General features: G+C 30.8%; 26 protein-coding genes and 5 tRNA genes. 23 read left to right on the top strand and 8 right to left on the bottom strand.

What is annotated here, in order from left to right; all coding sequences use genetic code 11:
• The first annotated feature begins 111 nt into the window (after positions 1-111).
• Positions 112-1,845 carry an ABC transporter ATP-binding protein gene (locus tag CA_RS12285; RefSeq protein WP_010965689.1) on the top strand — a complete coding sequence of 578 codons (1,734 nt, stop codon included), beginning with the start codon at positions 112-114 and terminating at the stop codon, positions 1,843-1,845.
• On the top strand, positions 1,846-3,585 hold the full coding sequence (locus CA_RS12280; protein WP_010965688.1) for an ABC transporter ATP-binding protein: 1,740 nt from the start codon (positions 1,846-1,848) through the stop codon (positions 3,583-3,585). It abuts the gene before it with no gap.
• A gap of 67 nt (positions 3,586-3,652) precedes the next feature.
• Here CA_RS12280 and argJ read toward each other — a convergent pair whose 3' ends face one another.
• Both argJ and argC read right to left on the bottom strand, forming a co-directional pair.
• On the bottom strand, positions 3,653-4,879 hold the full coding sequence (gene argJ / locus CA_RS12275; protein ID WP_010965687.1) for a bifunctional glutamate N-acetyltransferase/amino-acid acetyltransferase ArgJ: 1,227 nt from the start codon (positions 4,877-4,879) through the stop codon (positions 3,653-3,655).
• A 24-nt stretch (positions 4,880-4,903) separates the two neighbouring features.
• Positions 4,904-5,941: an N-acetyl-gamma-glutamyl-phosphate reductase gene (argC, locus tag CA_RS12270; protein WP_010965686.1), complete on the bottom strand. Its 1,038-nt coding sequence runs from the start codon at positions 5,939-5,941 to the stop codon at positions 4,904-4,906.
• A 145-nt stretch (positions 5,942-6,086) separates the two neighbouring features.
• On the opposite strand from argC, the gene argB reads away from it, so the two are divergent.
• Both argB and CA_RS12260 read left to right on the top strand, forming a co-directional pair.
• The gene (gene argB, locus CA_RS12265; RefSeq protein ID WP_010965685.1) at positions 6,087-6,974 is read left to right on the top strand and encodes an acetylglutamate kinase; all 888 of its coding nucleotides are present in this window, start codon (positions 6,087-6,089) and stop codon (positions 6,972-6,974) included.
• Positions 6,956-8,119 (top strand): aspartate aminotransferase family protein, encoded by a 1,164-nt coding sequence (locus CA_RS12260; protein ID WP_010965684.1) that lies wholly within the window; start codon positions 6,956-6,958, stop codon positions 8,117-8,119. The genes argB and CA_RS12260 overlap by 19 nt, the downstream gene beginning before the upstream one ends.
• Before the next feature lie 77 nt (positions 8,120-8,196).
• Here CA_RS12260 and CA_RS12255 read toward each other — a convergent pair whose 3' ends face one another.
• Positions 8,197-8,451 (bottom strand): TIGR03905 family TSCPD domain-containing protein, encoded by a 255-nt coding sequence (locus tag CA_RS12255; RefSeq protein ID WP_010965683.1) that lies wholly within the window; start codon positions 8,449-8,451, stop codon positions 8,197-8,199.
• Between the two features lie 147 nt (positions 8,452-8,598).
• On the opposite strand from CA_RS12255, the gene CA_RS12250 reads away from it, so the two are divergent.
• On the top strand, positions 8,599-9,480 hold the full coding sequence (locus tag CA_RS12250) for a YncE family protein (RefSeq protein WP_010965682.1): 882 nt from the start codon (positions 8,599-8,601) through the stop codon (positions 9,478-9,480).
• On the opposite strand, the gene CA_RS12245 is transcribed toward CA_RS12250, so the two are convergent.
• Together CA_RS12245 and CA_RS12240 are read right to left on the bottom strand one after the other, a co-directional pair.
• Positions 9,477-10,004, bottom strand: a complete 528-nt coding sequence (locus CA_RS12245) for a DUF4364 family protein (RefSeq protein WP_010965681.1) — start codon at positions 10,002-10,004, stop codon at positions 9,477-9,479. The genes CA_RS12250 and CA_RS12245 overlap by 4 nt on opposite strands.
• Positions 10,005-10,124: 120 nt before the next feature.
• Entirely contained in the window at positions 10,125-10,322 is a 198-nt protein-coding gene (locus CA_RS12240; RefSeq protein ID WP_010965680.1) for a hypothetical protein, read from the bottom strand.
• A gap of 202 nt (positions 10,323-10,524) precedes the next feature.
• Between CA_RS12240 and pdaB the strand changes: the two genes are divergently transcribed.
• Entirely contained in the window at positions 10,525-11,292 is a 768-nt protein-coding gene (gene pdaB / locus CA_RS12235) for a polysaccharide deacetylase family sporulation protein PdaB (RefSeq protein WP_010965679.1), read from the top strand.
• Positions 11,293-11,404: 112 nt separating this feature from the next.
• Positions 11,405-12,094, top strand: coding sequence for a single-stranded DNA-binding protein (locus CA_RS12230; RefSeq protein ID WP_010965678.1), 690 nt, complete (start codon positions 11,405-11,407; stop codon positions 12,092-12,094).
• A gap of 57 nt (positions 12,095-12,151) precedes the next feature.
• Here the strand turns inward: CA_RS12230 and dapD are convergent, their stop codons facing one another.
• Entirely contained in the window at positions 12,152-12,862 is a 711-nt protein-coding gene (dapD, locus tag CA_RS12225; RefSeq protein ID WP_010965677.1) for a 2,3,4,5-tetrahydropyridine-2,6-dicarboxylate N-acetyltransferase, read from the bottom strand.
• 238 nt (positions 12,863-13,100) lie between these two features.
• Here dapD and CA_RS12220 point away from each other — a divergent pair, with 238 nt between their 5' ends.
• Positions 13,101-14,264, top strand: a complete 1,164-nt coding sequence (locus CA_RS12220; protein ID WP_014518980.1) for a pyridoxal phosphate-dependent aminotransferase — start codon at positions 13,101-13,103, stop codon at positions 14,262-14,264.
• 121 nt (positions 14,265-14,385) lie between these two features.
• Here CA_RS12220 and dapB read toward each other — a convergent pair whose 3' ends face one another.
• On the bottom strand, positions 14,386-15,138 hold the full coding sequence (gene dapB, locus CA_RS12215; protein WP_010965675.1) for a 4-hydroxy-tetrahydrodipicolinate reductase: 753 nt from the start codon (positions 15,136-15,138) through the stop codon (positions 14,386-14,388).
• A gap of 14 nt (positions 15,139-15,152) precedes the next feature.
• Positions 15,153-16,034, bottom strand: coding sequence for a 4-hydroxy-tetrahydrodipicolinate synthase (gene dapA / locus CA_RS12210; protein ID WP_010965674.1), 882 nt, complete (start codon positions 16,032-16,034; stop codon positions 15,153-15,155).
• Between the two features lie 619 nt (positions 16,035-16,653).
• On the opposite strand from dapA, the gene CA_RS20370 reads away from it, so the two are divergent.
• The 15 genes from CA_RS20370 to CA_RS12140 all read left to right on the top strand — a co-directional run bounded on the left by CA_RS20370 (position 16,654) and on the right by CA_RS12140 (position 23,875).
• Positions 16,654-17,220 (top strand): ABC transporter substrate-binding protein, encoded by a 567-nt coding sequence (locus CA_RS20370; protein WP_010965673.1) that lies wholly within the window; start codon positions 16,654-16,656, stop codon positions 17,218-17,220.
• Positions 17,193-18,350, top strand: a complete 1,158-nt coding sequence (locus CA_RS12205; protein WP_341271489.1) for an ABC transporter substrate-binding protein — start codon at positions 17,193-17,195, stop codon at positions 18,348-18,350. The genes CA_RS20370 and CA_RS12205 overlap by 28 nt, the downstream gene beginning before the upstream one ends.
• A 61-nt stretch (positions 18,351-18,411) precedes the next feature.
• Complete coding sequence (locus CA_RS12200) at positions 18,412-19,365, top strand: ABC transporter permease (protein WP_010965672.1); 954 nt, start codon at positions 18,412-18,414, stop codon at positions 19,363-19,365.
• A gap of 8 nt (positions 19,366-19,373) precedes the next feature.
• Positions 19,374-20,243 (top strand): ABC transporter permease, encoded by an 870-nt coding sequence (locus CA_RS12195; protein ID WP_010965671.1) that lies wholly within the window; start codon positions 19,374-19,376, stop codon positions 20,241-20,243.
• An 80-nt stretch (positions 20,244-20,323) separates the two neighbouring features.
• Complete coding sequence (locus tag CA_RS12190) at positions 20,324-20,494, top strand: hypothetical protein (RefSeq protein WP_010965670.1); 171 nt, start codon at positions 20,324-20,326, stop codon at positions 20,492-20,494.
• A gap of 154 nt (positions 20,495-20,648) precedes the next feature.
• Positions 20,649-20,912: a small, acid-soluble spore protein, alpha/beta type gene (locus CA_RS12185; protein WP_010965669.1), complete on the top strand. Its 264-nt coding sequence runs from the start codon at positions 20,649-20,651 to the stop codon at positions 20,910-20,912.
• A gap of 13 nt (positions 20,913-20,925) precedes the next feature.
• On the top strand, positions 20,926-21,684 hold the full coding sequence (locus tag CA_RS12180) for a class I SAM-dependent DNA methyltransferase (protein WP_010965668.1): 759 nt from the start codon (positions 20,926-20,928) through the stop codon (positions 21,682-21,684).
• Positions 21,674-22,567, top strand: coding sequence for an Hsp33 family molecular chaperone HslO (hslO, locus tag CA_RS12175; RefSeq protein ID WP_010965667.1), 894 nt, complete (start codon positions 21,674-21,676; stop codon positions 22,565-22,567). The genes CA_RS12180 and hslO overlap by 11 nt, the downstream gene beginning before the upstream one ends.
• Positions 22,568-22,629: 62 nt before the next feature.
• Positions 22,630-22,705 (top strand) — tRNA-Val (locus tag CA_RS12170).
• Between the two features lie 24 nt (positions 22,706-22,729).
• Positions 22,730-22,806 (top strand) — tRNA-Asp (locus CA_RS12165).
• Positions 22,807-22,810: 4 nt separating this feature from the next.
• Positions 22,811-22,886: transfer RNA gene (locus tag CA_RS12160), tRNA-Phe, on the top strand.
• Between the two features lie 12 nt (positions 22,887-22,898).
• Positions 22,899-22,973 (top strand) — tRNA-Gly (locus CA_RS12155).
• Positions 22,974-22,981: 8 nt separating this feature from the next.
• Positions 22,982-23,055: transfer RNA gene (locus CA_RS12150), tRNA-Cys, on the top strand.
• Between the two features lie 123 nt (positions 23,056-23,178).
• The gene (locus CA_RS12145; protein ID WP_014518979.1) at positions 23,179-23,466 is read left to right on the top strand and encodes a hypothetical protein; all 288 of its coding nucleotides are present in this window, start codon (positions 23,179-23,181) and stop codon (positions 23,464-23,466) included.
• Between the two features lie 52 nt (positions 23,467-23,518).
• Positions 23,519-23,875 carry a hypothetical protein gene (locus tag CA_RS12140; RefSeq protein WP_014518978.1) on the top strand — a complete coding sequence of 119 codons (357 nt, stop codon included), beginning with the start codon at positions 23,519-23,521 and terminating at the stop codon, positions 23,873-23,875.

The following is a 23,875-nucleotide window of genomic DNA, read 5'->3' as shown; positions in this document are numbered from 1 at the left end:
ATGATATGTATTATGTATTTTTAATATATAACCGCATTTGATATAATAATAAAGGAAAATTTAAAAATCTTCAACAGGAAGTTTATTTTAGACATTTAAGGAGGTTAGGATTTGTTTGAATTATTAAAACTCATAAAGCCATATAAAAAACAAGTTATATTAGGTCCAATTTTTAAATTAATTGAAGCGATATTTGAAATATCAATTCCAACCATAATGGTACTTATAACAGACAAAGGAATAAGCACGAAGGATAATGGGTATATAGTTAAAATAGGAATTATAATGATTTTAATGGCAATCTTTGGTGTTATGGCTTCATTTACATGTCAGTATTTTGCATCTATTGCATCACAAGGTTTCGGTACAATTTTGAGAAATGAATTATTTAAGAAGATAGGAACATTTTCATATAATGAAATTGATGAATTTGGAACGGCATCACTTATAAATCGTGTAACCAATGATGTAAATCAACTTCAACTTGCATTAGCTATGTTTATTAGACTTGCTATAAGAGTTCCTTTTTTATGCATAGGCGGAATTATAATGGCCATGTTTTTGGATGTGAAACTTTCAACCATAATGTATTTATCAATTCCAGTATTTGCATTTGTGGTATATCTTATAATGAGTAAATCATTGCCCTTGTACAAGGTGGTCCAAAGAAAACTTGATAGTTTAGCACTTATTTTAAGAGAAAATCTATCAGGAATAAGGGTAATAAGAGCTTTTTCTAAAATGGAAAGGGAAAAAGAAAGATTCAAAAATTCTAATGAAGAACTTACAAATGAAGTAATTAGAGTTGGAAAAATTTCAGCACTTATGAATCCACTTACAAGTATAATAATGAATTTTTCTGTTTTAGCAATACTTTGGTTTGGAGGAACAAGGGTAAATGGCGGCGCAATTACAAGAGGAAAAATAATAGCCTATATAAATTACACTAATTTAGTTTTATCAGCACTGATAATTGTAGCTAATTTAATTGTAATATTCACAAAGGCAGCGGCTAGTGCAGCTAGAGTAGAGGAAGTATTTAATACAGAAATAAGTATAAATTACTTAGATAATAAGGAGTTTAAGAAAGAAGATATTAGAGATGCTTCACTTATTAAATTTGATAATGTAGCCTTTTCATATAAAAATTCTAAAGAATATGCTATAAGCGATATTTCTTTTGAAATAAAAAAAGGACAAACAGTTGGTATAATTGGGGGAACTGGGGCAGGCAAAACTACTCTTATAAATCTTATACCAAGATTATACGATACGGCTAAGGGTCAAGTTTTTATTAATGGAATAGATGTTAAAAATTATCCTAAAACTGTGCTTGAAGAGAAGATAGGAGTAGTACCACAAAAAGCAATTTTATTTTCAGGAACTATTTTTGAAAATATAAGTTGGGGAAGAGAAAATGCATCTCTTGAGGAAATTAAAGATGCAGCTAAGATTGGTATGGCATCAGAATTTATTGAAAAACTCCCTAAAAAATATGATACAAATATTTCTCAAGGTGGAGCTAATTTCTCGGGAGGACAAAAGCAAAGACTTACCATAGCAAGGGCTTTAGTGAAAAAGCCAGAAATACTTATCTTAGATGATAGTTTAAGTGCACTTGATTACGCAACAGATGCAGCACTTAGGCAGGAATTAAAAGAAAATTCTAAGGATATGACGGTGCTTATGGTAACTCAGAGAATAAGTACTATAAAAGATGCTGATTTAATTATTGTTTTAGATGATGGAAAAGTAGCTGGCGTCGGAACACATAATGAACTTTTAGAAGAATCAGAAGTATATAAAGAAATATGTAATTCTCAGCTTTCAAAGGAGGCGGTATAGATGAAAAAAGGGACCTTATTTAGACTGGCGAGTTATGTGGGAAAGTATAAAATGTACATGTTTATATCATTAATATTTGCCTTAATAAGTAATGTACTTATAGCCTTTATGCCTCTAATTGTTGGAAAGGGAATTGATAATATAAAATCTCAAGGTAAGGTGGATTTTAATAATTTACTTAAAATAATTATTGTTTTGGCAGCAGTTTATTTAATTAGTTCTATTTTTACATGGCTTTTTACTGCAGTTGCGAACATATTAGCCTATAATACTGTACGTGATTTAAGGAATGAAGCTTTAAGTAAAATAAGTACACTTCCTTTAAAATACTTTGATGTAAATCCTCATGGTGATATAATGAGCAGGCTTACAAATGATATGGATGCTATTTCTGACGGATTGTTTCAAGGAATAACTCAATTCTTTCCGGCTATTGTAACTATAATAAGTTCAATTCTGCTTATGCTATCTCTAAGTATAAAATTGACAGGAATAATAATACTTATGACTCCGTTATGTTTTTTTATAGCATCATTTATTACAAAACGATCTAATAAAATGTTTAAGCAGCAGCAAAATACTGTTGGAGAATTAAATGGTTATATAGAAGAAATAATAGGGAATGAAAAAATAGTAAAATTATTCGGATATGAAAAAAGAGCAGAGAAGAAATTTTCCGAGATAAATTCAAGATTATATAATTGCGGACAACTAGCACAATTTTATTCTTCATTAACAAATCCATCAACTAGATTTGTTAATAATATTACATATGTGTTAGTTGGAGCTGTAGGAGGATTACTTGCAGTTTTAAGTGGTTTAAGCATAGGTACAATTTCAAGCTTTTTGACTTACTCTACACAGTTTTCTCAGCCTATAAATAATGTAACCGGGGTTGCAACACAGCTTCAAGCGGCATTTGCTTCAGCTGAAAGGGTATTTTCAATTTTAGATGAGATTCCAGAAAAAAAGGATAATGAAGGAGCTAAAAAGTTCGAGCATTGCGAGGGAAATATAAGCTTTAATAATGTATCATTTTCATATAATAAAAAACAGCCTCTTATAGAAAATTTTAGTGTAGATATAAAAAAAGGAAGCACTATAGCAATAGTAGGACCGACAGGTGCAGGAAAAACAACAATGGTTAATCTTTTAATGAGATTTTACGACATAGATGGAGGAAAAATAACCATAGATGGTAAGGATATAAACAAAATGAAAAGAAATGATGTTAGAGGTCAATTTGGTATGGTGCTTCAGGATACTTGGCTTTTTGAAGGGACTATAAAGGAAAATATAGCCTATGGAAAGCCTGATGCTTCTATGGAGGAAATTGAGAGTGCTGCAAAGAAAGCATATATTCACAATTTTATAAAAAGGCTTTCAGATGGATATGATACAAGGATAACAGAATCAGGTGGTAATCTTTCAGAAGGCCAAAAGCAGCTTTTAACTATAGCTAGAGTAATGCTTATAAATCCACCAATGCTTATACTTGATGAGGCAACTAGCAGTGTAGATACGAGAACAGAGATAAAAATACAAAATGCTTTTCTTAAGATGATGGAAGGGCGTACAAGCTTTGTGATTGCCCATAGACTTTCTACTATCAAAGATGCAGATTTAATTTTAGTTATGAAGAATGGGCATATAGTAGAAAGGGGTAAACATGAAGAGCTTGTAAATAGCGAAGGTTTATATAGAGAAATCTATGAAAGTCAATTTAAAAATGCTGTATAAAGTACAAATTCCAGGTCGAATAAGATCTGGAATTTCTATTTTTGTATTATATAAATTTTTATTTAAATTACGATCTGTAACTCCCATTAATTTTCACATAATCATAGGTTAAATCGCAGCCCCAGGCAGTTGCATTAAATTTACCATTATTTAAATTAACCTCTATTATTACATGATCACCATCCAATATTTTTTTAGCGGCTTCTTCGTCAAAATTTAGTCCTGTACCTTTTAAACAGGTTTCAACTTTTGAATCATTATTAGAGAAGGAAATATCTACTTTAGAAGGATCGATTTCTGCAGCACTGTATCCAAGTGCACATATTATTCTACCCCAGTTAGCATCGCTGCCAAATACTGCAGCTTTTACTAGATTTGATGTTATAACTGATTTTGCAGCTACTTTAGCATCTCTTGAAGATGAAGCACCGAATACTTTAGCTTCAATTAATTTTGTAGCTCCTTCTCCATCTTTTGCTATCATTTTAGAAATTTCTACATTTACATAGTGAAGAGCTTTTTTAAACACTTCATAATCAGAGTTTTCTGAGGATATGAGTGTATTACCAGAAGCTCCATTTGCAAGTAATAAAGCCATATCATTAGTACTTGTATCTCTATCTACGGAGATCATGTTATAGGAATCCTTAACACTTTCTTTTAATGCCTTATTTAGCAAATCTTTTGTTATATTTGCATCTGTTACTATAAAACTTAACATTGTTGCCATATTAGGATGAATCATTCCAGAGCCTTTTGCAATAGCGCAAATTGTAACCTTTTTTTTATCAAGCATAAATTCTACAAAGATTTTTTTTTGTACAGTATCAGTGGTCATTATTGCATCTATAGCTTTGTTAGCATCACTTTTGGGAAGTATTGAAAAAGCTTTTTCTATTCCGAACATAACCTTATCAATCGGAAGGGGAACTCCTATTACACCTGTTGAAGCCACTAAAACTTCTTCTGGCTTTATTTTTAGATGTTTTGCTGTGCATTCAGCCATTAGATATGCCTTTTCATAGCCATCATCACCCGTACAAGCATTTGCATTTCCACTATTAGCTACTATAGCATATATGTTTTCTGATTCTATATGTTTTAAATCTAAAAGAACAGGAGCAGCCTTTACCTTGTTTGTAGTAAAAGTTCCAGCAGCTATGCAAGGTTTTTCGCTGTAAATTACGCATAAATCACTTTTATTATTACCTTTAATTCCTGATGCAACACCTATTGCTTTAAAATAAGGAACATCTGTAATATTTTTATTATTTAATACTTTTATTGTGTCCATAAAACAACCTTCTTTCATAAAATATTAAGGAAACATAGGGGTTAAATCTATTCCAGTTTTTTCAGCTAAACCGTACATTATGTTCATGTTTTGAACGGCTTGACTTGCAGCTCCCTTCATTAAATTATCGATAGCTGATAAAACTATTATTTTGTTTGTTCTTTTATCTATTCTTATTGCAATATCGCAGTAGTTAGAGCCTTTAACCCATCTTGTTTCAGGTAATGTATCTATAATTCTTATAAATGGTTCATTCTTATAAAATTTTTTATAGATATCATATACTTCATTTAATTCTATTTCTTTCTTTAAGTTGCTGTAGCAAACAGAAAGAATGCCTCTATTCATAGGTACTAAATGAGGAGTAAAGGTTAGAGTTATTTTTTCTTTAGCTTCATTAGTAAGAGTTTGCTCTATTTCAGGTGTATGTCTATGTGAAGCGACACCATAAGCTTTAATACTATCGTTACATTCTATGAATAAATTATTAGTGGAAGCCTTTCTACCTGCACCAGATACTCCTGATTTAGCATCTATTATTATGGAACTTGTATCTATAAGATTATTCTTTAAAAGAGGAATAAGTGCAAGGGAGGATGCTGTTGGATAACATCCTGGATTTGCTATTAAATTTGAAGTCTTAATTTTTTCTCTGTATATTTCAGAAAGACCGTATACGGCATCTTTAAGAAGTTTTTTACACTCATGGTTAATGTTATACCATTCTTTATAAACCTCGGCAGACTTTAGTCTGTAGTCTGCTCCTAAGTCTATGACTTTAACCTTTTCTTCTACGGCCTTTTTTACAATAGAAAAAGTTTTTCCAGAAGGTAGAGCAGTAAAAAGGATATCTATATTATCCAAATTATCTTCAACTTCATTATCATCTATGCATAAATTTTCAATTACATTTGTAAAATTACCATAGGTAGAATTAAAGGATGAATTACCATGGCTGTGAGATGCTAAAAAAACTAAATTTACATTTGGGTGATTATTTAGTAACCATGTTAAAACTTCTCCTGCATACCCTGTAGCACCTATTATGCCAGCTTGTATCATATAAAATCACTCCAGTTTCTTTTATTTTGTTTTAATTATACATAAAAAAGTATAATTATTCAACTAAAATTCATGAAGAACTTGAATATTTATAAAGTAATGTGTATAATTATTCATATCAATAAAATTAAGGTTGGTGTTCAAAATGAAAAAAATGCAAGAACCTATAGAAGATCCTTTATCTAAACTTACGCAATATAGTGGAAAGACATTCGTGATAAAGTATGGTGGAAGTATTATGAAAAATAAAAAAGCTGAAGAGGCTTTTATAAAAGATGTTAAATATCTTAGAAAGCTAGGAATTAATATAGTTATAGTTCATGGAGGCGGTCCTGAAATTTCTAGATGGCTTGAGCTCTCAGGAATAGAAAGTAGATTTGTTGATGGACTTAGAGTTACTGATGAGAAAGTAATAGAAATAGTTCAAATGGTGCTTTCAGGGAAAATAAATAAAAAATTATCGCTTCAATTTAATATAGATGGAGTTAATGCTGTAGGCTTGAGTGGAGTGGATAATAAACTTATAGAGGCAACTAAGAAATATGTGTATAAAGGTAATGAAACAATAGATATAGGTTATGTTGGAAAGGTAACCAAGGTAAATTCAGAGTTTATAAAAGAGTTACTTAAAGGTGGACAGGTGCCGGTAATAGCACCTATAGGATGCGACAATAAAGGTAATGTATATAATATAAATGCTGATTATGCTGCAGCTTTTATAAGTTCAGCTTTGGATGCAGAAAAACTTATAATATTAACGGATGTAGAGGGAGTTTATAGAAATATTAATGATCCTCAGAGTATAATTCATGAGATAGATATTAAAGATGTTAATTATTACATTAAGGAAGAAATAATAAAAGGTGGAATGATACCTAAGGTGCAATGTTGTGCTAGTGCTATAGAAAATGGGACTAAAAATGTGCAGCTTATAGATGGAAGAAATGATCATTGTCTTATAAATGATATTTTAAATTATAGAGGTACAATAATTTCTTATAGGAGTGGTGTAAAATGTCAAAAAGCTATTTAATGAATACTTATGGAAGGTTTAATGTTACTTTTGACAAGGGAGAGGGAACAAAGCTATATGATAAAGATGGCAATGAATATATAGATTTTGTATCTGGGGTGGCTGTAAATTGTTTAGGACATTGTAATCCTTCAATTGTAAAGGCTATTGAAGAACAAAGCAGTAAGCTAATGCATGTGTCAAACTATTACTGGAATGAAAACGCCATGGAATTAACTGAAATATTATGCAAGAATAGTGAATTTGATAAGGTGTTTATGTGTAATAGTGGTACAGAGGCAATTGAAGCAGGACTTAAACTGGCAAGAAAATATGCTCTCCTCCATGGGGATGAAAATAAAAAAGAAATTATATATATGGATAATTCGTTTCATGGAAGAACTATGGGAGCACTTTCAGTTACAGGACAACCAAAATATCAAGAAAGCTTTAAACCTTTAATTGGAGCTGTAAAAAGTGTTAAATTTAATGATTTAGATGACATAAAACAAAAAATAAGTAGCAAAACTGCAGCTGTTATAGTAGAGCCAATTCAAGGAGAAGGTGGTATAATTCCAGCTAAAAAAGAATACTTAAAGCTTCTTAGAGATTTATGTGATGAAAATAATGCTCTTTTAATTTTTGATGAGGTTCAGTGTGGAATGGGGAGAGTTGGAAGTCTTTTTGCATATCAAAAGTTTGAGGTAGTACCGGATATAGTTTGCATAGCAAAGGCTCTTGGAGGAGGATTTCCAATAGGAGCAATGCTGGCAAAAGAGAGTGTAGCTTCTTCATTTGTTCCAGGGGACCACGGAAATACATATGGAGGAAATCCACTTGCATGTGCGGTTGCTATTGCAGTGCTAAAGGAACTCGTGGATAAAAAAGTTGTTGAAATAAATGTAAATGAGAAGAGCAAATATCTATTTGATAAATTAATGACATTAAAAGAAAAATATAAGGTTATAAATGATGTTAGAGGAATGGGACTTCTAATTGGAGTGGAAGTAGCTTGTGATGTTAAAAAAATAATAAATAAATGTTTTGAAAGTAAACTTCTCTTAATTACGGCAGGAAAAAATGTAGTTAGATTTTTACCACCTCTAAATGTTAGTTTTGAAGAAATCGATAAAGCTCTAGGTATATTTGAGGAGAGTATAAAGTAGTATATAAGTTGTAAATGGAGAATATAAAGCTTAATAAGTTTTATATTCTCCATTTATATTTGGTACAGAATTAAAATTTATACTGCGTCTTGTTTTAATTCTTCTAAAGCTTTTGAAAGTTGATCAGGGCAAGATGTGCCTTTTCCTCTACAGTCTATTCCCTTTAATTTTGATATAGCCTCATTGACAGACATACCTTCTATTAATTTGCTTACACCTAGGGTATTTCCAGGACAACCACCTAAAAAATCGACCTTCCTTATTATATTATCCTCAACATCAAAATGAATTTCTGATGCACAGACACCTTTTGTTTTATATACATGTTGCATTTATATCAGTCCTTTCATAAGTAAAATTAGTACAAACTTATATCTGTATAAAATATACATTAAAAATAACTTATATGTCAATATTATTATAACAATAACCATCGAAGGTTCATATTATATTTATTGTGGAAAGGAAGTGGCAAAATTGTGAGTTCTATTTGTGTGTGTAATTCTGGTTCAGATGATTTATCTGTTATAGATTTGGATACATTAGAAGAGTCCTCAAAAATTAGTTTAAGAATCCAAACCGGCAGAATTGGACCTCATGGTATTTGTAGGTATAATGATGACATAGTAACCTCAAATACTTTTAGTAATACTTTATCTTTTATAAATTTTAAGAGTAGAAAGGTATACAAAAGCTCATTTATAGGTATGCATTGTAATGACCTAAGGATATTGGGAAATAAGGCATACGTTATATGTGGTGATTCTAATAGTATTATAAAATATGATATTAAAAATGAAGCCATAGAGGAAATAATTCCATGTGGATACATGCCTCATAGTATAGATTTTAATGTTAAGAATAACATGTTTGTAACATCTGATATGGGAAGTTCCAGTATTACAATTTTTAAGGAGGGAAGTTCTAGTTATATAAAAAGAATAAAAGTGGGAGAATATCCTACAAAAGCTGTTTTTACTAAGGATGGAGAAAAGGTAATAGTTTGCGAAAGCAATATAGGCACAGACCACAATGGAACTATAAGTATAATACCTCTAAATAATATACAAAAAAGATGCAGTATAGAAGTTGGCAAATGGCCTGTTGATATATTTTATGACAATAATATCTGTATTGTGTCAAATTTTGGAGACAGTACTATTAGTATAATTAATTTAGATGAAGAAAAGGAAATGAAAAGAATATATGTAGGAGGTATGCCAAGAGGAGTACTGAAAAAAAATAGTATAATATATGTAGGTGACAGCTATAACAATAGTCTTATTTGTATGGATATGATTTCGGGCAAAAAAAAGGTAATACCAATAGGAAATGAACCTACAGGTATTATTTTTGTTTAATCATTGGTAAGAAGGTTTATTATTTTATTGTATATTTCTGAAGATGAACTTTTCCATTTATTGCAGAGGTCTCTAGCTTGTTTATTAGAAACAACATTTAATTTTATATCTATTAAAGTTATGTCGTTTTCAATGGCTTTTAAATCTACGATAAAACTATTTTTGTTTGCTATTGTATAATCAGCCGTAACACTTATAGCATTTTTTATATTGTGAAGGTTAGAAGATATATATTTATCTATTAAATCCTTTTTATCTATACTGAGCCTATTTATAAATAAGTTTAAAACTTTTGTACCGCTATGAGTAATGGAAACACTGTGTTTATTATCTTTCTGTTCTGATTTAACAAAATTTGAAGATATAAGTTCGGAAATATACTGCTGAAGTATAAAATAATTCATAAAATTGTTTTCAAGAATTATTTCGGTAAATTGATTTTTCGAAATTGGAAATTCTAATTTATGTAATATATAAAGCAAAAGAAGTTTGTTTTCAGCTAATTCTAAAGTGTCTTCAAACATCTTTTTTCCTCCTTAAGCATATTATGAAAAACGATAATTAACGCTCGTAATTATCAATATAAATATTATAACATAAAAAGCACCATATATAGGTGCTTTTTTTTATAAATAATCATTATATTATGTTAATTTGTGTTTAATAGGAATTTTAACATCCTTTTTATCACCTACAACATTATCTTTTTCATATTCCTTAAGCTTTGATTTTTGTAGGTCAACTTCTCTTGCCATATATCTATTCTGTATATTCAAATCTCTTGAAGAAAATTCTTCTTTATGACCACGTACATTTGTAAAGGTTGTTTGTCTATTAGGCATTTTGTAACCTCCTTAAAATTTGATATATGAGAATCAGATGTTTATTAAGTTATGCTGTTAAAGATACTTTAGGTTTTAACAACGATAACTTAAGTTTTATCTATGATTCTATAAATAGTTTTTGTGTTTTTTTTATATTCATTCATATATTTTTTTTTAAGGAATAAATTTGTATAGATATGGATAGAAAGGAGGGTAAGGTTTGCATGTAATATATGCTAGAAAGGTATGCGTGAAAAAGCTATTTTTTCCCATTTTTCTTTTAATTTTTTGTGTAGGTATTTTTATGTATATGCATAAAAATAATATAGGAGTTTTTGTCGATAAAGATAAAAAATTACCTATATATTCTGTCGATACTAAAGATAAAAAAATAGCTATAACATTTGATTCAAATTGGGGTAACGATAACACCATGAAGATTTTAGATGTATTAGATAAATACAATGCTAAGGCGACTTTTTTTCTTATAGGAAGATGGGTAGAAGATTATCCTAATGAAACAAAAGAGATTTATAGAAGGGGAAATGAGATAGGTAATCATTCATATAAGCACTTAGATATGACTACAATGTCAAAGCAAAATATAAAAAAAGATATAGCTATGGCTGATGAGAAGATTTATTCGGTTACAGGAACCAAAACAAAGGTTTTTAGATGTCCATCAGGTTCCTATGATAGTTCTACAATTGAAGTAGCAGAAAGCACAGGACATAAATGTATACAATGGAATATTGATAGTATAGATTGGAAGGAACAAGGTCAGAATGTAGAATATGATAGAGTTATTAAAAATATTAAACCAGGATCAATAATACTTTTTCACAACAATGCAAAATATACTCCAAAGAATTTGGATAGAATGTTAAATAAATTAAAAAGTGATGGGTATAAATTCGTGAGAATATCTGACTTAATTTACGATAATAACTATTATATTGATTATATGGGCAGGCAAGTAAAAAAATAGGCTATTGAAATTAGGTGTAAAATTGTATTATAATGGAAATAAAGTTGAGCAAAAAATTAAATATTTTATATTTAAAGTGATAATTAAATAACTAAGGGAAAGAAGGGTTATAATGGATAACTTAATGTTAAATAATAAGCTTTATCTTGAAGGAGTAATTGCATCTAAACTTGAATTTAGTCATGAAATGTATGGGGAAGGTTTTTATAATTTTTATCTTGATGTTCAGAGATTAAGCGATGCCAAGGATAGATTGTTTGTAACTGTTTCAGAAAGGTTAATTACAGGGATGGACTTAGATGTAGGAAAGGAAGTAATTGTAGAAGGGCAGCTTAGATCTTATAATAAATTTGTTGATGGAGCAAATAGACTTATACTTACAGTTTTTACACGTAATATTCAATATTGCAGTGAAAGAAGTAAAAACCCTAATCAGATATTTTTAGATGGATTCATATGCAAAAAACCAGTTTATAGAACAACTCCTTTTGGGAGAGAGATATCTGATATGCTTTTAGCTGTTAATAGATCCTATAACAAGTCAGACTACATACCCACAATAGCATGGGGTAGGAATTCTAGATTTTGCGAGACTTTAAAGGTAGGAGACAATATAAGAATATGGGGAAGACTTCAAAGTAGAGAATATCAAAAGAAAGTGAATGAAAAGGATACAGTGAAGAAAACAGCATATGAAGTTTCCATATCTAAGATGGAAAGAGTTGGAGATGAAGAAAATGCTGAGGAAGCTAATATAGTTAATATAGGTATTGAGAATGCTCAAGACAAGAAGGTAATTTAGAGCAATATAATAAATTTCACCCTTTACCTAGAAAGTAAAGAGTGAAATTTGTATTTACTATTTTCTTAAATCATCCATTATTTGAGTCTTATCTTTTGTTTTATCATCAACTTCTTTTATTATTCTAGCAGGAGTTCCTGCTACAACAACACCAGAAGGAACGTCTTCAACTACAACTGAACCAGCAGCTATAACAGAATTAGCACCTATCTTTACTCCCTCTAGTATAACAGAATTAGCGCCTATTAGAACATCATCTCCAATCTCACATGGTGATTTGCTAGGTGGTTCTAAAACTCCAGCAATTACAGCTCCAGCACCAATATGAGCTCTTTTTCCTATTTTACCTCTAGCACCAACGACAGCATTCATATCAATCATAGCACCTTCGCCTATTTCTGATCCTATGTTTATAACAGCACCCATCATTATAACAGCATTTTTTCCTATGGATACCTTATCTCTTATAATAGCTCCAGGCTCAATTCTTGCATCTATTTTTGTCATATCAATTAAAGGTATTGCTGAGTTTCTTCTATCCTGCTCTATTTTGAATTTTTTAATTTTATCCCCATGTGATTCTAAGAAAGCTGATATTTTGTCACTTTCACCAAATAAAATGTAAAAGTCATCTGTTCCAAAGCAGTCAATATCATCTGCTGTACAGTCGCCTAAGTTACCATTTACGTATACTTTAAGTGGTGTTGTTTTTTTTGCCTCTTTTATGTATTTTGCAATTTCGTATGGATTTGTTAAATCGTAGTTCATTTTAAATAGCCTCCTGTATTAATAAAAATAATATTTTATGTATCATAACCTTTTTAAAAGATTAAGAATTGACACTATTAAATGTGAGTTGTATTATTATTAAATAATAGCGTAAACCACATTTATATTAGAATTATACCATAAATTGAATTATTGTATAACTTTAATATCGTAATTTTATAAATTATAAAAGTGTTCAGGATAGTAACTCTAAATGTATTTTATAGGGGGCATAAAAATGGAAAGTAGTAAAATATCTAAAGGTGCTAATAGCATACAGATATCAGGGATAAGAAAATTTTATAATAAAGTTATAAAAGTTCAAGGGGCAATATCTCTTACATTAGGTCAGCCGGATTTTCCTGTACCGGACAAGGTGAAAAGAGCAATGGTAAGAGCTATAGAGGATAATAAGACTGTATACACATCCAATGCAGGAATAGATGAGCTAAGAAATGAAATAAGCAAATACCTAAAGAGATTCAATATAAACTACAGCAAAGATGAAATATGTATTACAGCAGGAGGAACTGAGGGGATATTAGATATATTCCAAGCTCTTTTAAATAAAGGGGATAAAGTTTTGGTTCCAGATCCGTCTTTCCCTGCATATGCTAGCTGCACGAAGCTCTTAGAAGGAGAAGTTATAACCTATGGACTTTATGGAAGTGAATTTTCAATAGATTTTAACGAACTAGAGAATAAAATTAAAAATGAAAAGCCTAAATTTATGGTTTTATCATATCCATCTAATCCTACGGGAACTGTTATATCTAAGGAAGATAATGAAAAATTACATAAAATTATAAAGGATAATGATATCATAGCGGTTACAGATGAAATGTATAGTGCCTTATGTTACGAGGATGACTACTATTCAGTATCACAGTATGAAGACATCAGAGAAAAGGTTATTGTTGTTAGTGGATTTTCTAAGACTTTTTCTATGACAGGATTAAGAATAGGATATGTTTGTGCTGAAAGTAGTTTTATGAGTAGTATTTTAAAGGTACACCAGTATACAACAACTTGCGCACCATCAATATCTCAGTACGGAGCTTTAGAGGGACTTAAAAATTGTGATGAAGATGTTCAATACATGAAAAATGAATTTAAGAAAAGAAGAGATTATGTGTATAAGAGGCTCAAAGATATGGGATTTGAGGTAAGACTTCCTAAAGGAGCATTCTATATATTTCCTGATATATCACGTTTTGGAATGACAAGTGAACAATTTTGCGAAAAGCTTCTTAATGAGGCTAAGGTGGCAATAGTTCCTGGATCTGCATTTGGTGAAAAAGGTGAGGGATTTGCTAGAATTTCATATGCATATAGTAAAAAGGAATTAGAGGAGTGTATGAATAGAATAGAAAAGTGGGTAGAAGTACAAAATAATTTATAACAAAAGAAATTAATATTAAAAACACCCAACCCAAAGAAGGTATTGGGTGTTTTTGGATTGCCAAGATAGAGGTTACTTTAAGCTCATGAACATAATGGGCTTCGCCCAAACTTTCATAGGTTTACATTCCGAGGACGTCGTTCATGTCGTAGAGTCCAGGGCCTTTATCACATATATACATACATGCTTTTAAGGAACCAGCAGCAAATACGTCTCTTGATTGAGCAGTATGTTTGATTTCAATTGTTTCGCCTTCGCCTGCAAATATCAAATCATGTTCACCTACAATACTGCCACCTCTTACAGCATGAATTCCTATTTCATTGTGCTTTTTCTTGCTTACGCCTTCTCTTCCATAAATATAATCAATCTGTTCTGATATAGCATTTTTAATAGTATCTGCAAGTAGAAGTGCTGTTCCACTTGGAGAATCAACCTTTTGATTGTGGTGTTTCTCAATTAACTCAATATCATAATTTTCATATAAGATAGAACTTACACTTTTTAGAATATTGTTTACTATATTCACACCAATGGACATGTTTGCAGAGCGGAAAACAGTATGGCTTTTGCTGAATTCATTTATTTTATCAATTTGTTCATTTGTATATCCAGTTGTACAAAGTACTATAGGTAATTTTTTTTGAGATGAATATTTAAGTATTTCATCTAATGAATCAGGTCTTGAAAAATCTAGTATTACGTCACAATCTACATTAACTTCAGCTATAGATTTAAATACTGGATAGCCAGTGTTTGATTTTGGAAATTTATCCACTCCAGCTGATATTGAAGCGTTGTCGTAATTATTTGAAAGATTTGTTATTGCAGTTCCCATTTTGCCACCGCAACCGTTTAGTAAAATTTTAACCATTTTTGTTACCTCCGTTATTTTATAAGACCATAGCCTTTTAAATCTGTTTTTAATGTATTTAAGTTCTTTTCATCCATACTACATAAAGGAAGTCTAAGGGGACCTGCATTAAAATTTAATAGGTTCATAGCTGTCTTTATTGGTATAGGATTTGTTTCTATAAATAAACTATTTGTAAGGGAAAGGGTATCCAACTGAAGATTTAAGGCATCAGTGGTTTTTCCTTGAAAATAAGAGAAACACATATCATGGACAGTTTGAGGAATTATATTAGCGAGTACTGATATAACACCGGAGCCTCCGAGAGAAAGTATAGGTACTATTTGATCGTCATTTCCAGAATAAATATCAAACCGATCTCTACAAAGAGCTTTGATTTTTGCTATTTGACTTATATTTCCGCTTGCTTCTTTTATTGCGCATATATTCTTAAGGTCTCTCATTGCATACAAAGTTTCAGGAAGTATATTTAATCCTGTTCTTCCTGGTACATTGTACAATATTATAGGAATATTTATATTATCATTTATAGATTTGAAGTGTTCAATAAGACCTTTTTGAGTAGTTTTGTTATAATAAGGTGTTATAACTAAAACACCATCTACGCCTATCTTTTCTGCCCATATACTCATTTCTACAGAAGATTTTGTATTATTGCTTCCAGTACCAGCGATAACAGGTATTCTCTTATTTACTGTTTCTACTGTATATTTTATTGTCTCTTTTCTTTCATTTAAGGACATAGTAGAAGCTTCACCTGTAGTTCCGCATATAACAATAGCATCTGTTTTGTTTTTTATATGCCATTCTAATAATTTTTTTAATTCATCGAAGTTTACTCCATCTTGTGTAAAAGGTGTAATAAGTGCAACAGCTGATCCTTTGAAAATACTCAATCATAATCACTCTCCTTAATTACATATTGTTAGCTTAAAATGATGACTGTTAAAATCAAAAGACGTATATTTATATACATTTAATTGATGTAGAGTTAACTTAATTCAGTATAAAAGAGCCAACATTTATATGGATACTACAAAGATAAGTTGAATTAAGTTCCCTATATTATATCATTTTACCATTATAAATGATACAAATTAAATTACTATAATATATATAACTAATTATATAATTTAGTTAGAAAAAAATATAGAGAATAATAAATATTATTGTTTGTATATGTAATAACATATAAATCAGTGAAATATAATGTAAATGCGAAGCATTAATATTATTAAAAAAGCCTATTTAAAACATAATATATAATGTAAATATTCTAATAAATTTATAAACTTTTAGTAATTGACACTATATAAGAAAAGTGGTAACATAAATCATATTAAAAAAATTATATATATATTGACACTTATTATATTCAACTGGTAATTTATGAAAAAAATTTACATAAAAGACAATTACTTTATAGAAAAAAGTAAATTGTTTTAAAGGCTTTGCGCTATTTTGCTTAAATATTATGTATAAAGTTAAAGAATAAAGGGAAAAAGGGGGATAAAGATGAAAAAATGGCATATGATGTCATTAATTGCTTCAGCAAATGTCATGATATTTCTAACTGCATGTGGACAAATTGCTGTGAACAAAAATACAAATAACTTTTCAAAAACTACTGTACAAACAATAAAAGCATCACAACCGTATAAGGTTCCTAAACTAGCCGAAAAGAGAAAAGATGAATTAATAGTTGGTATAGAGAAGCCTGATGATGGAAAAATGGTACCTTTGAATTCGGGGTCCGTTTATAATCAGTATATGTGGGAGATGATGTATGAATCTCTTGGAGATGTAGATGAAAAGGGAGAGCCTATACCAGGAATTGCAAAATGGGATATATCAAAAGATGGACTTACTTATACTTTTCACATAAAGGACAATGTTAAGTTTAGTGATGGAACACCTCTAACTGCTCAGGATGTGGAATTTACCTTCACTTATTTATGTGACAAGCTATGTAGTAGTATTACATTTGACCCTTCAACAGTAGATATAAAGGGTTGGAAGGATTACTACGATGGAAAAGCAAATAAAGAGCAGGAATACAAATTAAAGATTCCAATACTATAAGTTTTCAACTTGAAAAGCAAAATACATCAGCTATATATTCTCTTGCAAGAACACTTGTTTTACCAAAAAAATATTTTGGTAAATATTACAAGCAAGGAGATGTATCGTCAATAGAGGCCGCAGGAGATAAGCCAATAGGCTCGGGACAATACATTTTTAAGGGAAGTAAATCTTGCGAGGAATATGATTTTGAGGCCAATCCTAACTATTGGCGTGGAAAACCAAAAGTGAAGAAAGTGATATTAAAAGTTACTAATCAAAATAATGCAATGCAGATGATTAAAAATGGTGAGATAGATTTAAATGAAATTAAGCCTAATGATGAAAATATAGAAGAAATCAAAAGTTTTCAATTCGCTGATTTAGTAACATTTCCTGCGAATGTGTATGGATATATTGGAATAAATATCAATAGAGATATGTTTAAGGATAAAAGAGTACGTCAAGCTTTAACTTATGGTTTAGATAGAGAAAGTATTGTAAAAAATATCTTTGGAAATTATGGATTAATATGCAATGAGCCTCAATCTATAGCCTCTTGGAATTATAATAACGATGTAAATAAGTACAAATTTAATACTAGTAAGGCTAATAAATTGCTTGACGATGCAGGATGGAAAATAGGAAATGATGGCGTTAGGGAGAAAGATGGAAAGAAATTTCAAATACATTATTTAGCTAGCGCTGAGAATCCAGTTAATGATATTCTTGTTCCAATAATGAAGGAAAATTATAAAAAGCTAGGTGTTGAAGTTTTAGTGGATTCAATGGATTTTACAAGTGTTAACGTTAAAGTTCAAAATAATGATTTCGATATGTTCTTTATGGCGGGAAGTCTTAGTGCAAATCCTGACCAATCTGTAGTGTTTAAGACAGGGGGAGCACAAAATTTCTTTGGATATTCTAATAAAGAGCTTGATAAGGAAATGTGTAATTCATTAAAAGAACAAGATTTTGATAGTAGAAAAAAAGATTATCAAAAAGTATGGAAGATAATAAATGATGATATGCCAACCATATTTATGTATCAAAGAAATGATATGTGGGCAATAAGTTCAAGAGTTAAAGGTATTGATATTACACCTTATAAGGATTTTACAGCATCCTTATGGAAGGCGAAACTTAAATAATTTTTTATGTGTCTGGTGTTTTTATCAGGCACAATTTTTTATATTTACGGGGGAATTGGTTATGATTCGATATATAGTAAAAAGACTGTTTTTCATGATACCGATAATAATTATAACTTCTTTTATAATATATATGATATTTACACTTGCACCTGGTGATATAGCTACGTCTATGAATATAAGTCCTAAAGAAAAAGCTGAAATGAGACATAAATACCATCTTGATGAGCCTAAGGTAATTCAATATTGTAAATGGCTTTATGGAGCGTCTCATGGTGATTTGGGTAGGTCGTATAAATTAAATCAGCCAGTGAAAAGTGTAATTAATAAGTATATATGGAACTCTTTTTATCTTCAATTTGCATCTTTTATACTAGCAATATTAATAGCAATACCAATTGGAGCAATATCTGCAATAAGAAAGCATTCGATTTTTGATTCTGGATTTACTGTATTTTCTTTAGTGGGAATTTCCATGCCAACCTTTTTCTTGGGACTTATATTAATGAAGTGGTTTGCTGCAGATTTGAATATATTTCCTGTTGAAGGAATGACAGCAACAGGGGAGAATTTCCATGGGATTAAAAGACTTTTAGATATACTATATCATATGGTGCTACCATGTGCAGTTTTAACTATTGTAAATGCTGCAACACTTATAAGGTATGTACGAGCTAGTATGCTAGAAGTTATAAATAAGGACTATATAATTACAGCAAAAGCAAAAGGTCTAAATGAAAAAGTAGTAATATACAAGCATGCTCTAAAAAATGCTATGATACCTTTGGTGACTATATTCGGTATATCTATTGCTAATTTGTTCACAGGAGCTATAGTTACTGAAGAAATATTTGGCTGGCCCGGTATTGGAAAGTTATCTTTAGATGCTGTTTTGCAAAGAGACTATCCTTTGCTTATGGGGATAAATATGATTGTTGTAATTTTAACATTTGTGGGTAATTTGGCTGCAGATGTATTGTATGCAGTCATTGATCCAAGGATAAAATATAAGTAGGTGTTCAGATGAAAAGGAATATAGGATTTTATAAAATAGTATACAGCAGGCTTAAAAGAGATAGAAGAGCATTATTGGGATTGCTAATTTTATTTATAATTATAGCTTTTGCGTTTTTGGGACCTTTTTTAAGTAAATATGGGGAAGATTATATTAATTATTCTAATATTAAAAGTGCACCATCTGTAGAACACATTCTAGGAACAGATAAGGTTGGGAGAGATGTACTTACACGACTAATGTATGGAGGAAGAATATCAATAATGATAGGTATATTTTCCGTTTTGCTACAAGCAATTATGGCAGTTATACTTGGCATTGTTTCAGGATATTATGGAGGCATGCTAGATACTTTAATTATGCGATTTACAGATGTAGTTATGTCAATACCAGTTTTACCCATATTGATAGTTTTAGGTGCAATATTTTCTGATATGAAGATTTCAGATAAGGAAAGAATATTTTTAATTGTTGCGATTTTGAGTATACTTCAATGGCCGTCTTTGGCACGTATTGTAAGAGGAGAAGTTTTAAAATTGAAAAATAAAGAATTTATGCTTGCTGCTGATATATTAGGGATAAGTGATAGAAGAAAAATGTTTAGTCATATTTTTCCTAATGTTCTTCCACAAATCATAGTTTTCTCTACACTATCTGTAGGAGGGAATATTATGATGGAGTCAACCTTGAGCTTTTTAGGACTTGGGATTACAGAACCATCTGCATCTTGGGGAAATATGATACAGGTTGTGGGAGATTTTTATACCTTTGATCATTATCCGTGGCTTTGGATTCCTCCAGGAATATGCATTTTTCTAACTGTTATGTCAATAAATTTACTAGGAGATTCTCTAAGGGAAGCTGTTGATACTAAATAAAAAGTTATATTTTATGGTGGACATTTTTTGTTATGTAATTTAATATAGTTTGTGGGATAATAGCAAGAGGAGTGTTTTTAGTGAGAGGTGTTAAAGACCATTCGGAATTTAAAGATGAAAATGTTCAAATCGGATTTAAAGATAAACTAGCGTTTATAATTGCTGCATTTGAAGCCTTTTTACCAATTTTTTTATTGGTTATAGGAGGCACTTTTTTGGTAATTCTATTGCTTTTAAAGCTTTGGTTTTAAATTTTATGCTTAGTTTATAAGCGCTTCATCAACCATTTTATGATAAAATAACGGCGGATTGATTTCTTCTCATAAATTAGAATAAAAAACGTTATTATGAGCAAAATAGTATAGCGTGTTAAAATTCTATTTATACTATTTTGGAGGGATTTATATGGGGAAAACACCGCTTAAAAAGGTGATTAAGTCTAAAATAAAATCACATAAGGAGCTTACTGAACTAGAGAAGCAAAGAGAAAAATTAAAATATGAGATAGCTGAGGAATTAGGATTAAAGGACAAAGTCGATAAATATGGATGGGGATATTTAACTGCTGAAGAGACTGGAAGGATAGGTGGCATAATGACAAGAGTTAAAAAGAACTTAAAGATGCCTAAAAATGAGGAAATACTAAAAAACTCCAATAATTATAATTGAGGAAGGTGCATAAATGAATTGTTATAATAAGTTTGCACATATTTATGATAAGCTTATAAGAGCTGATGTTGATTATAAGAAATGGAGCGATTTTATAATTGAAAAGTGTGTAGAAAATAATTTGGTGTTTGATGATTATCTCGATTTAGCCTGTGGTACAGGAAATCTTACAGAAAATTTATGCCCTAAGTTCAAAAATACATGGGCAGTAGATCTTTCTCAAGAAATGCTTTCAGAAGCAGAAAATAAATTTAGGAGTCAAGGATTAAAACCAAGACTAGCATGTCAGGATATATCAAATTTAAATATTAATAGAAAATTTGATCTTATAACTTGCTGCCTTGACTCTACAAATTATATAATAGATAGTGATGATTTGAAAAAATATTTTAAAGCTGTGAGTAACCATTTAAAAGAAGGTGGAGTTTTTATATTTGATATAAACTCATATTATAAACTCTCACAGGTTTTGGGTAATAATGATTTTAATTATGATGATGATGAAGTTTTTTATTATTGGGAAAATCAATTTGAAGATGATTTAGTGTCAATGTACATAAGTTTTTTTGTGAGAGATGGTGAGTTTTATAAAAGATTTGATGAAGAACATGAAGAAAGGGCGTACAAGGAAGAGGATATAGAAAAGTATTTAAAACATGGACAACTTAATATATTAGATAAAGTTGATTGCTATAGTAATAAAAAAGTTGAAAAATTCACAGAAAGAATAACGTATTTAGTTAAATTAGGAGGTAAAAGTAATGGCAGATAAATTAGTTAAAGCAACTGCTAAAAATGGAGATGTTAGAATAATTGCAGCCATAACAACAGATATGGTTAATGAGGGGGTTAAAACTCATAAGTGCGCACCTACAGCAGCAGCGGCTCTTGGTAGAATGCTTACTGCAGGAGTTCTTATGGGAGCACAACTTAAAGCAGAATCTGACAGCATTACTCTTAAGATAAATGGTGGCGGAATAGCTAAAAGTGTAACAGTAACATCTTATAGCGATGCTCATGTAAAAGGATATATAGCAAATCCTAATGCAGATTTGCCTGTTAATAGTCAAGGAAAACTAGATGTTGGAGGAATTATAGGAAAGAATGGAAATTTGCTTGTAATTAGGGATATGGGGTTAAAGGAACCATATGTCGGTCAAGTACCTATATATACTGGTGAAATAGGTGATGATATTGCATATTACTATGTGAATTCGGAACAAACACCTTCAGCAGTTGGCCTTGGAGTGCTTGTAGATAAGGATTTATCAATAAAAGCTTCAGGTGGATTTATAATACAGATGATGCCAGGAGCAGACGACTTAGTAGCCGATCTTATAACCTATAGGCTTCAAGAAATACCTTCAATAACAGATCTTATAGCCAAAGGAATGTCCGTAGAGGATATACTAGAGTTTATTTTTGAAGATATGGATTTGAAAATATTAGATGAAGGTATAGTTCCTGAATACAGATGTGATTGTTCAAGAGATAGAGTTGAAAAGGCACTTATAAGTATTGGAATGAAGGATTTAAAAGAGATATATGATGATGGTAAACAGGAAGAAGTAGTATGTAACTTTTGCAACAAAAAATATGTATTTACCAATGATGAGGTAGGAAGTCTCATAAAAAGATTAGAAAATAATAAATAACATATTGACATATAATCTATTTTGTTGTATAATTTTTCTTGTCTTGATTAAGACGTATGTGTGGGCGCTTAGCTCAGCTGGGAGAGCATCTGCCTTACAAGCAGAGGGTCACAGGTTCGAGCCCTGTAGTGCCCACCACTTATATGTCTAACATGGTAACTTGGCTTGGTAGCTCAGCTGGTTAGAGTGCTGGCCTGTCACGCCAGAGGTCGAGGGTTCGATCCCCTTCCAAGTCGCCATTTTGGCCAGATAGCTCAGTCGGTAGAGCAGAGGACTGAAAATCCTCGTGTCCCTGGTTCGATTCCTGGTCTGGCCACCATGTTTTTATAGTGCGGGAGTGGCTCAGTGGTAGAGCGTCACCTTGCCAAGGTGAACGTCGCGAGTTCGAATCTCGTCTTCCGCTCCATAGCATAGGGCGCTATAGCCAAGTGGTAAGGCAGAGGTCTGCAAAACCTTTATCCCCAGTTCAAATCTGGGTGGCGCCTCCAATTTACTTAGAATAGCTTACAAAAGGACTTATAAAAAAGTTCTCTTGTAAGCTATTTTGCTTTATTATCAAGAACTTTAAGGTGTGCGCACTGAAAAAATGGAACTATGCAGGGGGAATATATGTGAATTATGATGTTTATACAGGCATACTTAAGATGACGGACAAGTTTAGAAAAGATAATGACTGCATTAGAATTAGATATATTTATGATGGTAAGGAAGCAAAGGAGTTAAAAGATAAGTACCATATTGATGAAGTAGCTGGAAGAGTTAATGAAGAGAATATGGCAATCAATCTTTTAAATTGGTTATCTGACCATGTATACCATAAAGGGGACTATGGTAATAAATATAGTGTAAATAATGCGTTGGATTTACTGAGTTATTCTTATAATAAAGGATCTAAATAGGGCATAAATTGCCGCGGCTTTATCTATTATATTGACGGAGTGCTGTCTTGCTATGGGGATGAAAGCTAGGATTGTATATCTAATACCGTTTTCTCCATATGATGGTGATAACCATGTTGTATGCGAAGTGTTTATTAGTGAGAAAAGGAAATGGATTATGTTAGATCCAACGTACAGCGGATATATCATGGATAACAACTATAACATATATAGCATTTTGGAATTAAGATATGCTTTAGCTAGTAGGACATCAATTAAGTTCAGTGAAAAATTTAATTATAATGGTGACTATGAAATTGATTTTAAGGAAATGGGAACATACTATGCTAAAAATCTATTTTATTTAAGTTGTAGAGAGATACAAACATTTAATTCTGAACAATTAAATGATAATAGAATTAGGGTATGA

The organism is Clostridium acetobutylicum ATCC 824, assembly GCF_000008765.1.
Taxonomy (GTDB): domain Bacteria; phylum Bacillota; class Clostridia; order Clostridiales; family Clostridiaceae; genus Clostridium_S; species Clostridium_S acetobutylicum.
Note: the sequence above shows the minus strand (reverse complement) of the source record. Positions and strands in the feature narration are given on the sequence as shown.

Coding starts and splice junctions, on each gene's coding strand:
- CA_RS12280 (WP_010965688.1), top strand. CDS start 1,846: ATGAAAAAAGGGACCTTATTTAGACTGGCGAGTTATGTGGGAAAGTAT.
- argJ (WP_010965687.1), bottom strand. CDS start 4,879: ATGGACACAATAAAAGTATTAAATAATAAAAATATTACAGATGTTCCT.
- argC (WP_010965686.1), bottom strand. CDS start 5,941: ATGATACAAGCTGGCATAATAGGTGCTACAGGGTATGCAGGAGAAGTT.
- argB (WP_010965685.1), top strand. CDS start 6,087: ATGAAAAAAATGCAAGAACCTATAGAAGATCCTTTATCTAAACTTACG.
- CA_RS12260 (WP_010965684.1), top strand. CDS start 6,956: ATGTCAAAAAGCTATTTAATGAATACTTATGGAAGGTTTAATGTTACT.
- CA_RS12255 (WP_010965683.1), bottom strand. CDS start 8,451: ATGCAACATGTATATAAAACAAAAGGTGTCTGTGCATCAGAAATTCAT.
- CA_RS12245 (WP_010965681.1), bottom strand. CDS start 10,004: ATGTTTGAAGACACTTTAGAATTAGCTGAAAACAAACTTCTTTTGCTT.
- CA_RS12240 (WP_010965680.1), bottom strand. CDS start 10,322: ATGCCTAATAGACAAACAACCTTTACAAATGTACGTGGTCATAAAGAA.
- CA_RS12230 (WP_010965678.1), top strand. CDS start 11,405: ATGGATAACTTAATGTTAAATAATAAGCTTTATCTTGAAGGAGTAATT.
- dapD (WP_010965677.1), bottom strand. CDS start 12,862: ATGAACTACGATTTAACAAATCCATACGAAATTGCAAAATACATAAAA.
- CA_RS12220 (WP_014518980.1), top strand. CDS start 13,101: ATGGAAAGTAGTAAAATATCTAAAGGTGCTAATAGCATACAGATATCA.
- dapB (WP_010965675.1), bottom strand. CDS start 15,138: ATGGTTAAAATTTTACTAAACGGTTGCGGTGGCAAAATGGGAACTGCA.
- CA_RS20370 (WP_010965673.1), top strand. CDS start 16,654: ATGAAAAAATGGCATATGATGTCATTAATTGCTTCAGCAAATGTCATG.
- CA_RS12200 (WP_010965672.1), top strand. CDS start 18,412: ATGATTCGATATATAGTAAAAAGACTGTTTTTCATGATACCGATAATA.
- CA_RS12195 (WP_010965671.1), top strand. CDS start 19,374: ATGAAAAGGAATATAGGATTTTATAAAATAGTATACAGCAGGCTTAAA.
- CA_RS12185 (WP_010965669.1), top strand. CDS start 20,649: ATGGGGAAAACACCGCTTAAAAAGGTGATTAAGTCTAAAATAAAATCA.
- CA_RS12180 (WP_010965668.1), top strand. CDS start 20,926: ATGAATTGTTATAATAAGTTTGCACATATTTATGATAAGCTTATAAGA.
- hslO (WP_010965667.1), top strand. CDS start 21,674: ATGGCAGATAAATTAGTTAAAGCAACTGCTAAAAATGGAGATGTTAGA.
- CA_RS12140 (WP_014518978.1), top strand. CDS start 23,519: ATGGGGATGAAAGCTAGGATTGTATATCTAATACCGTTTTCTCCATAT.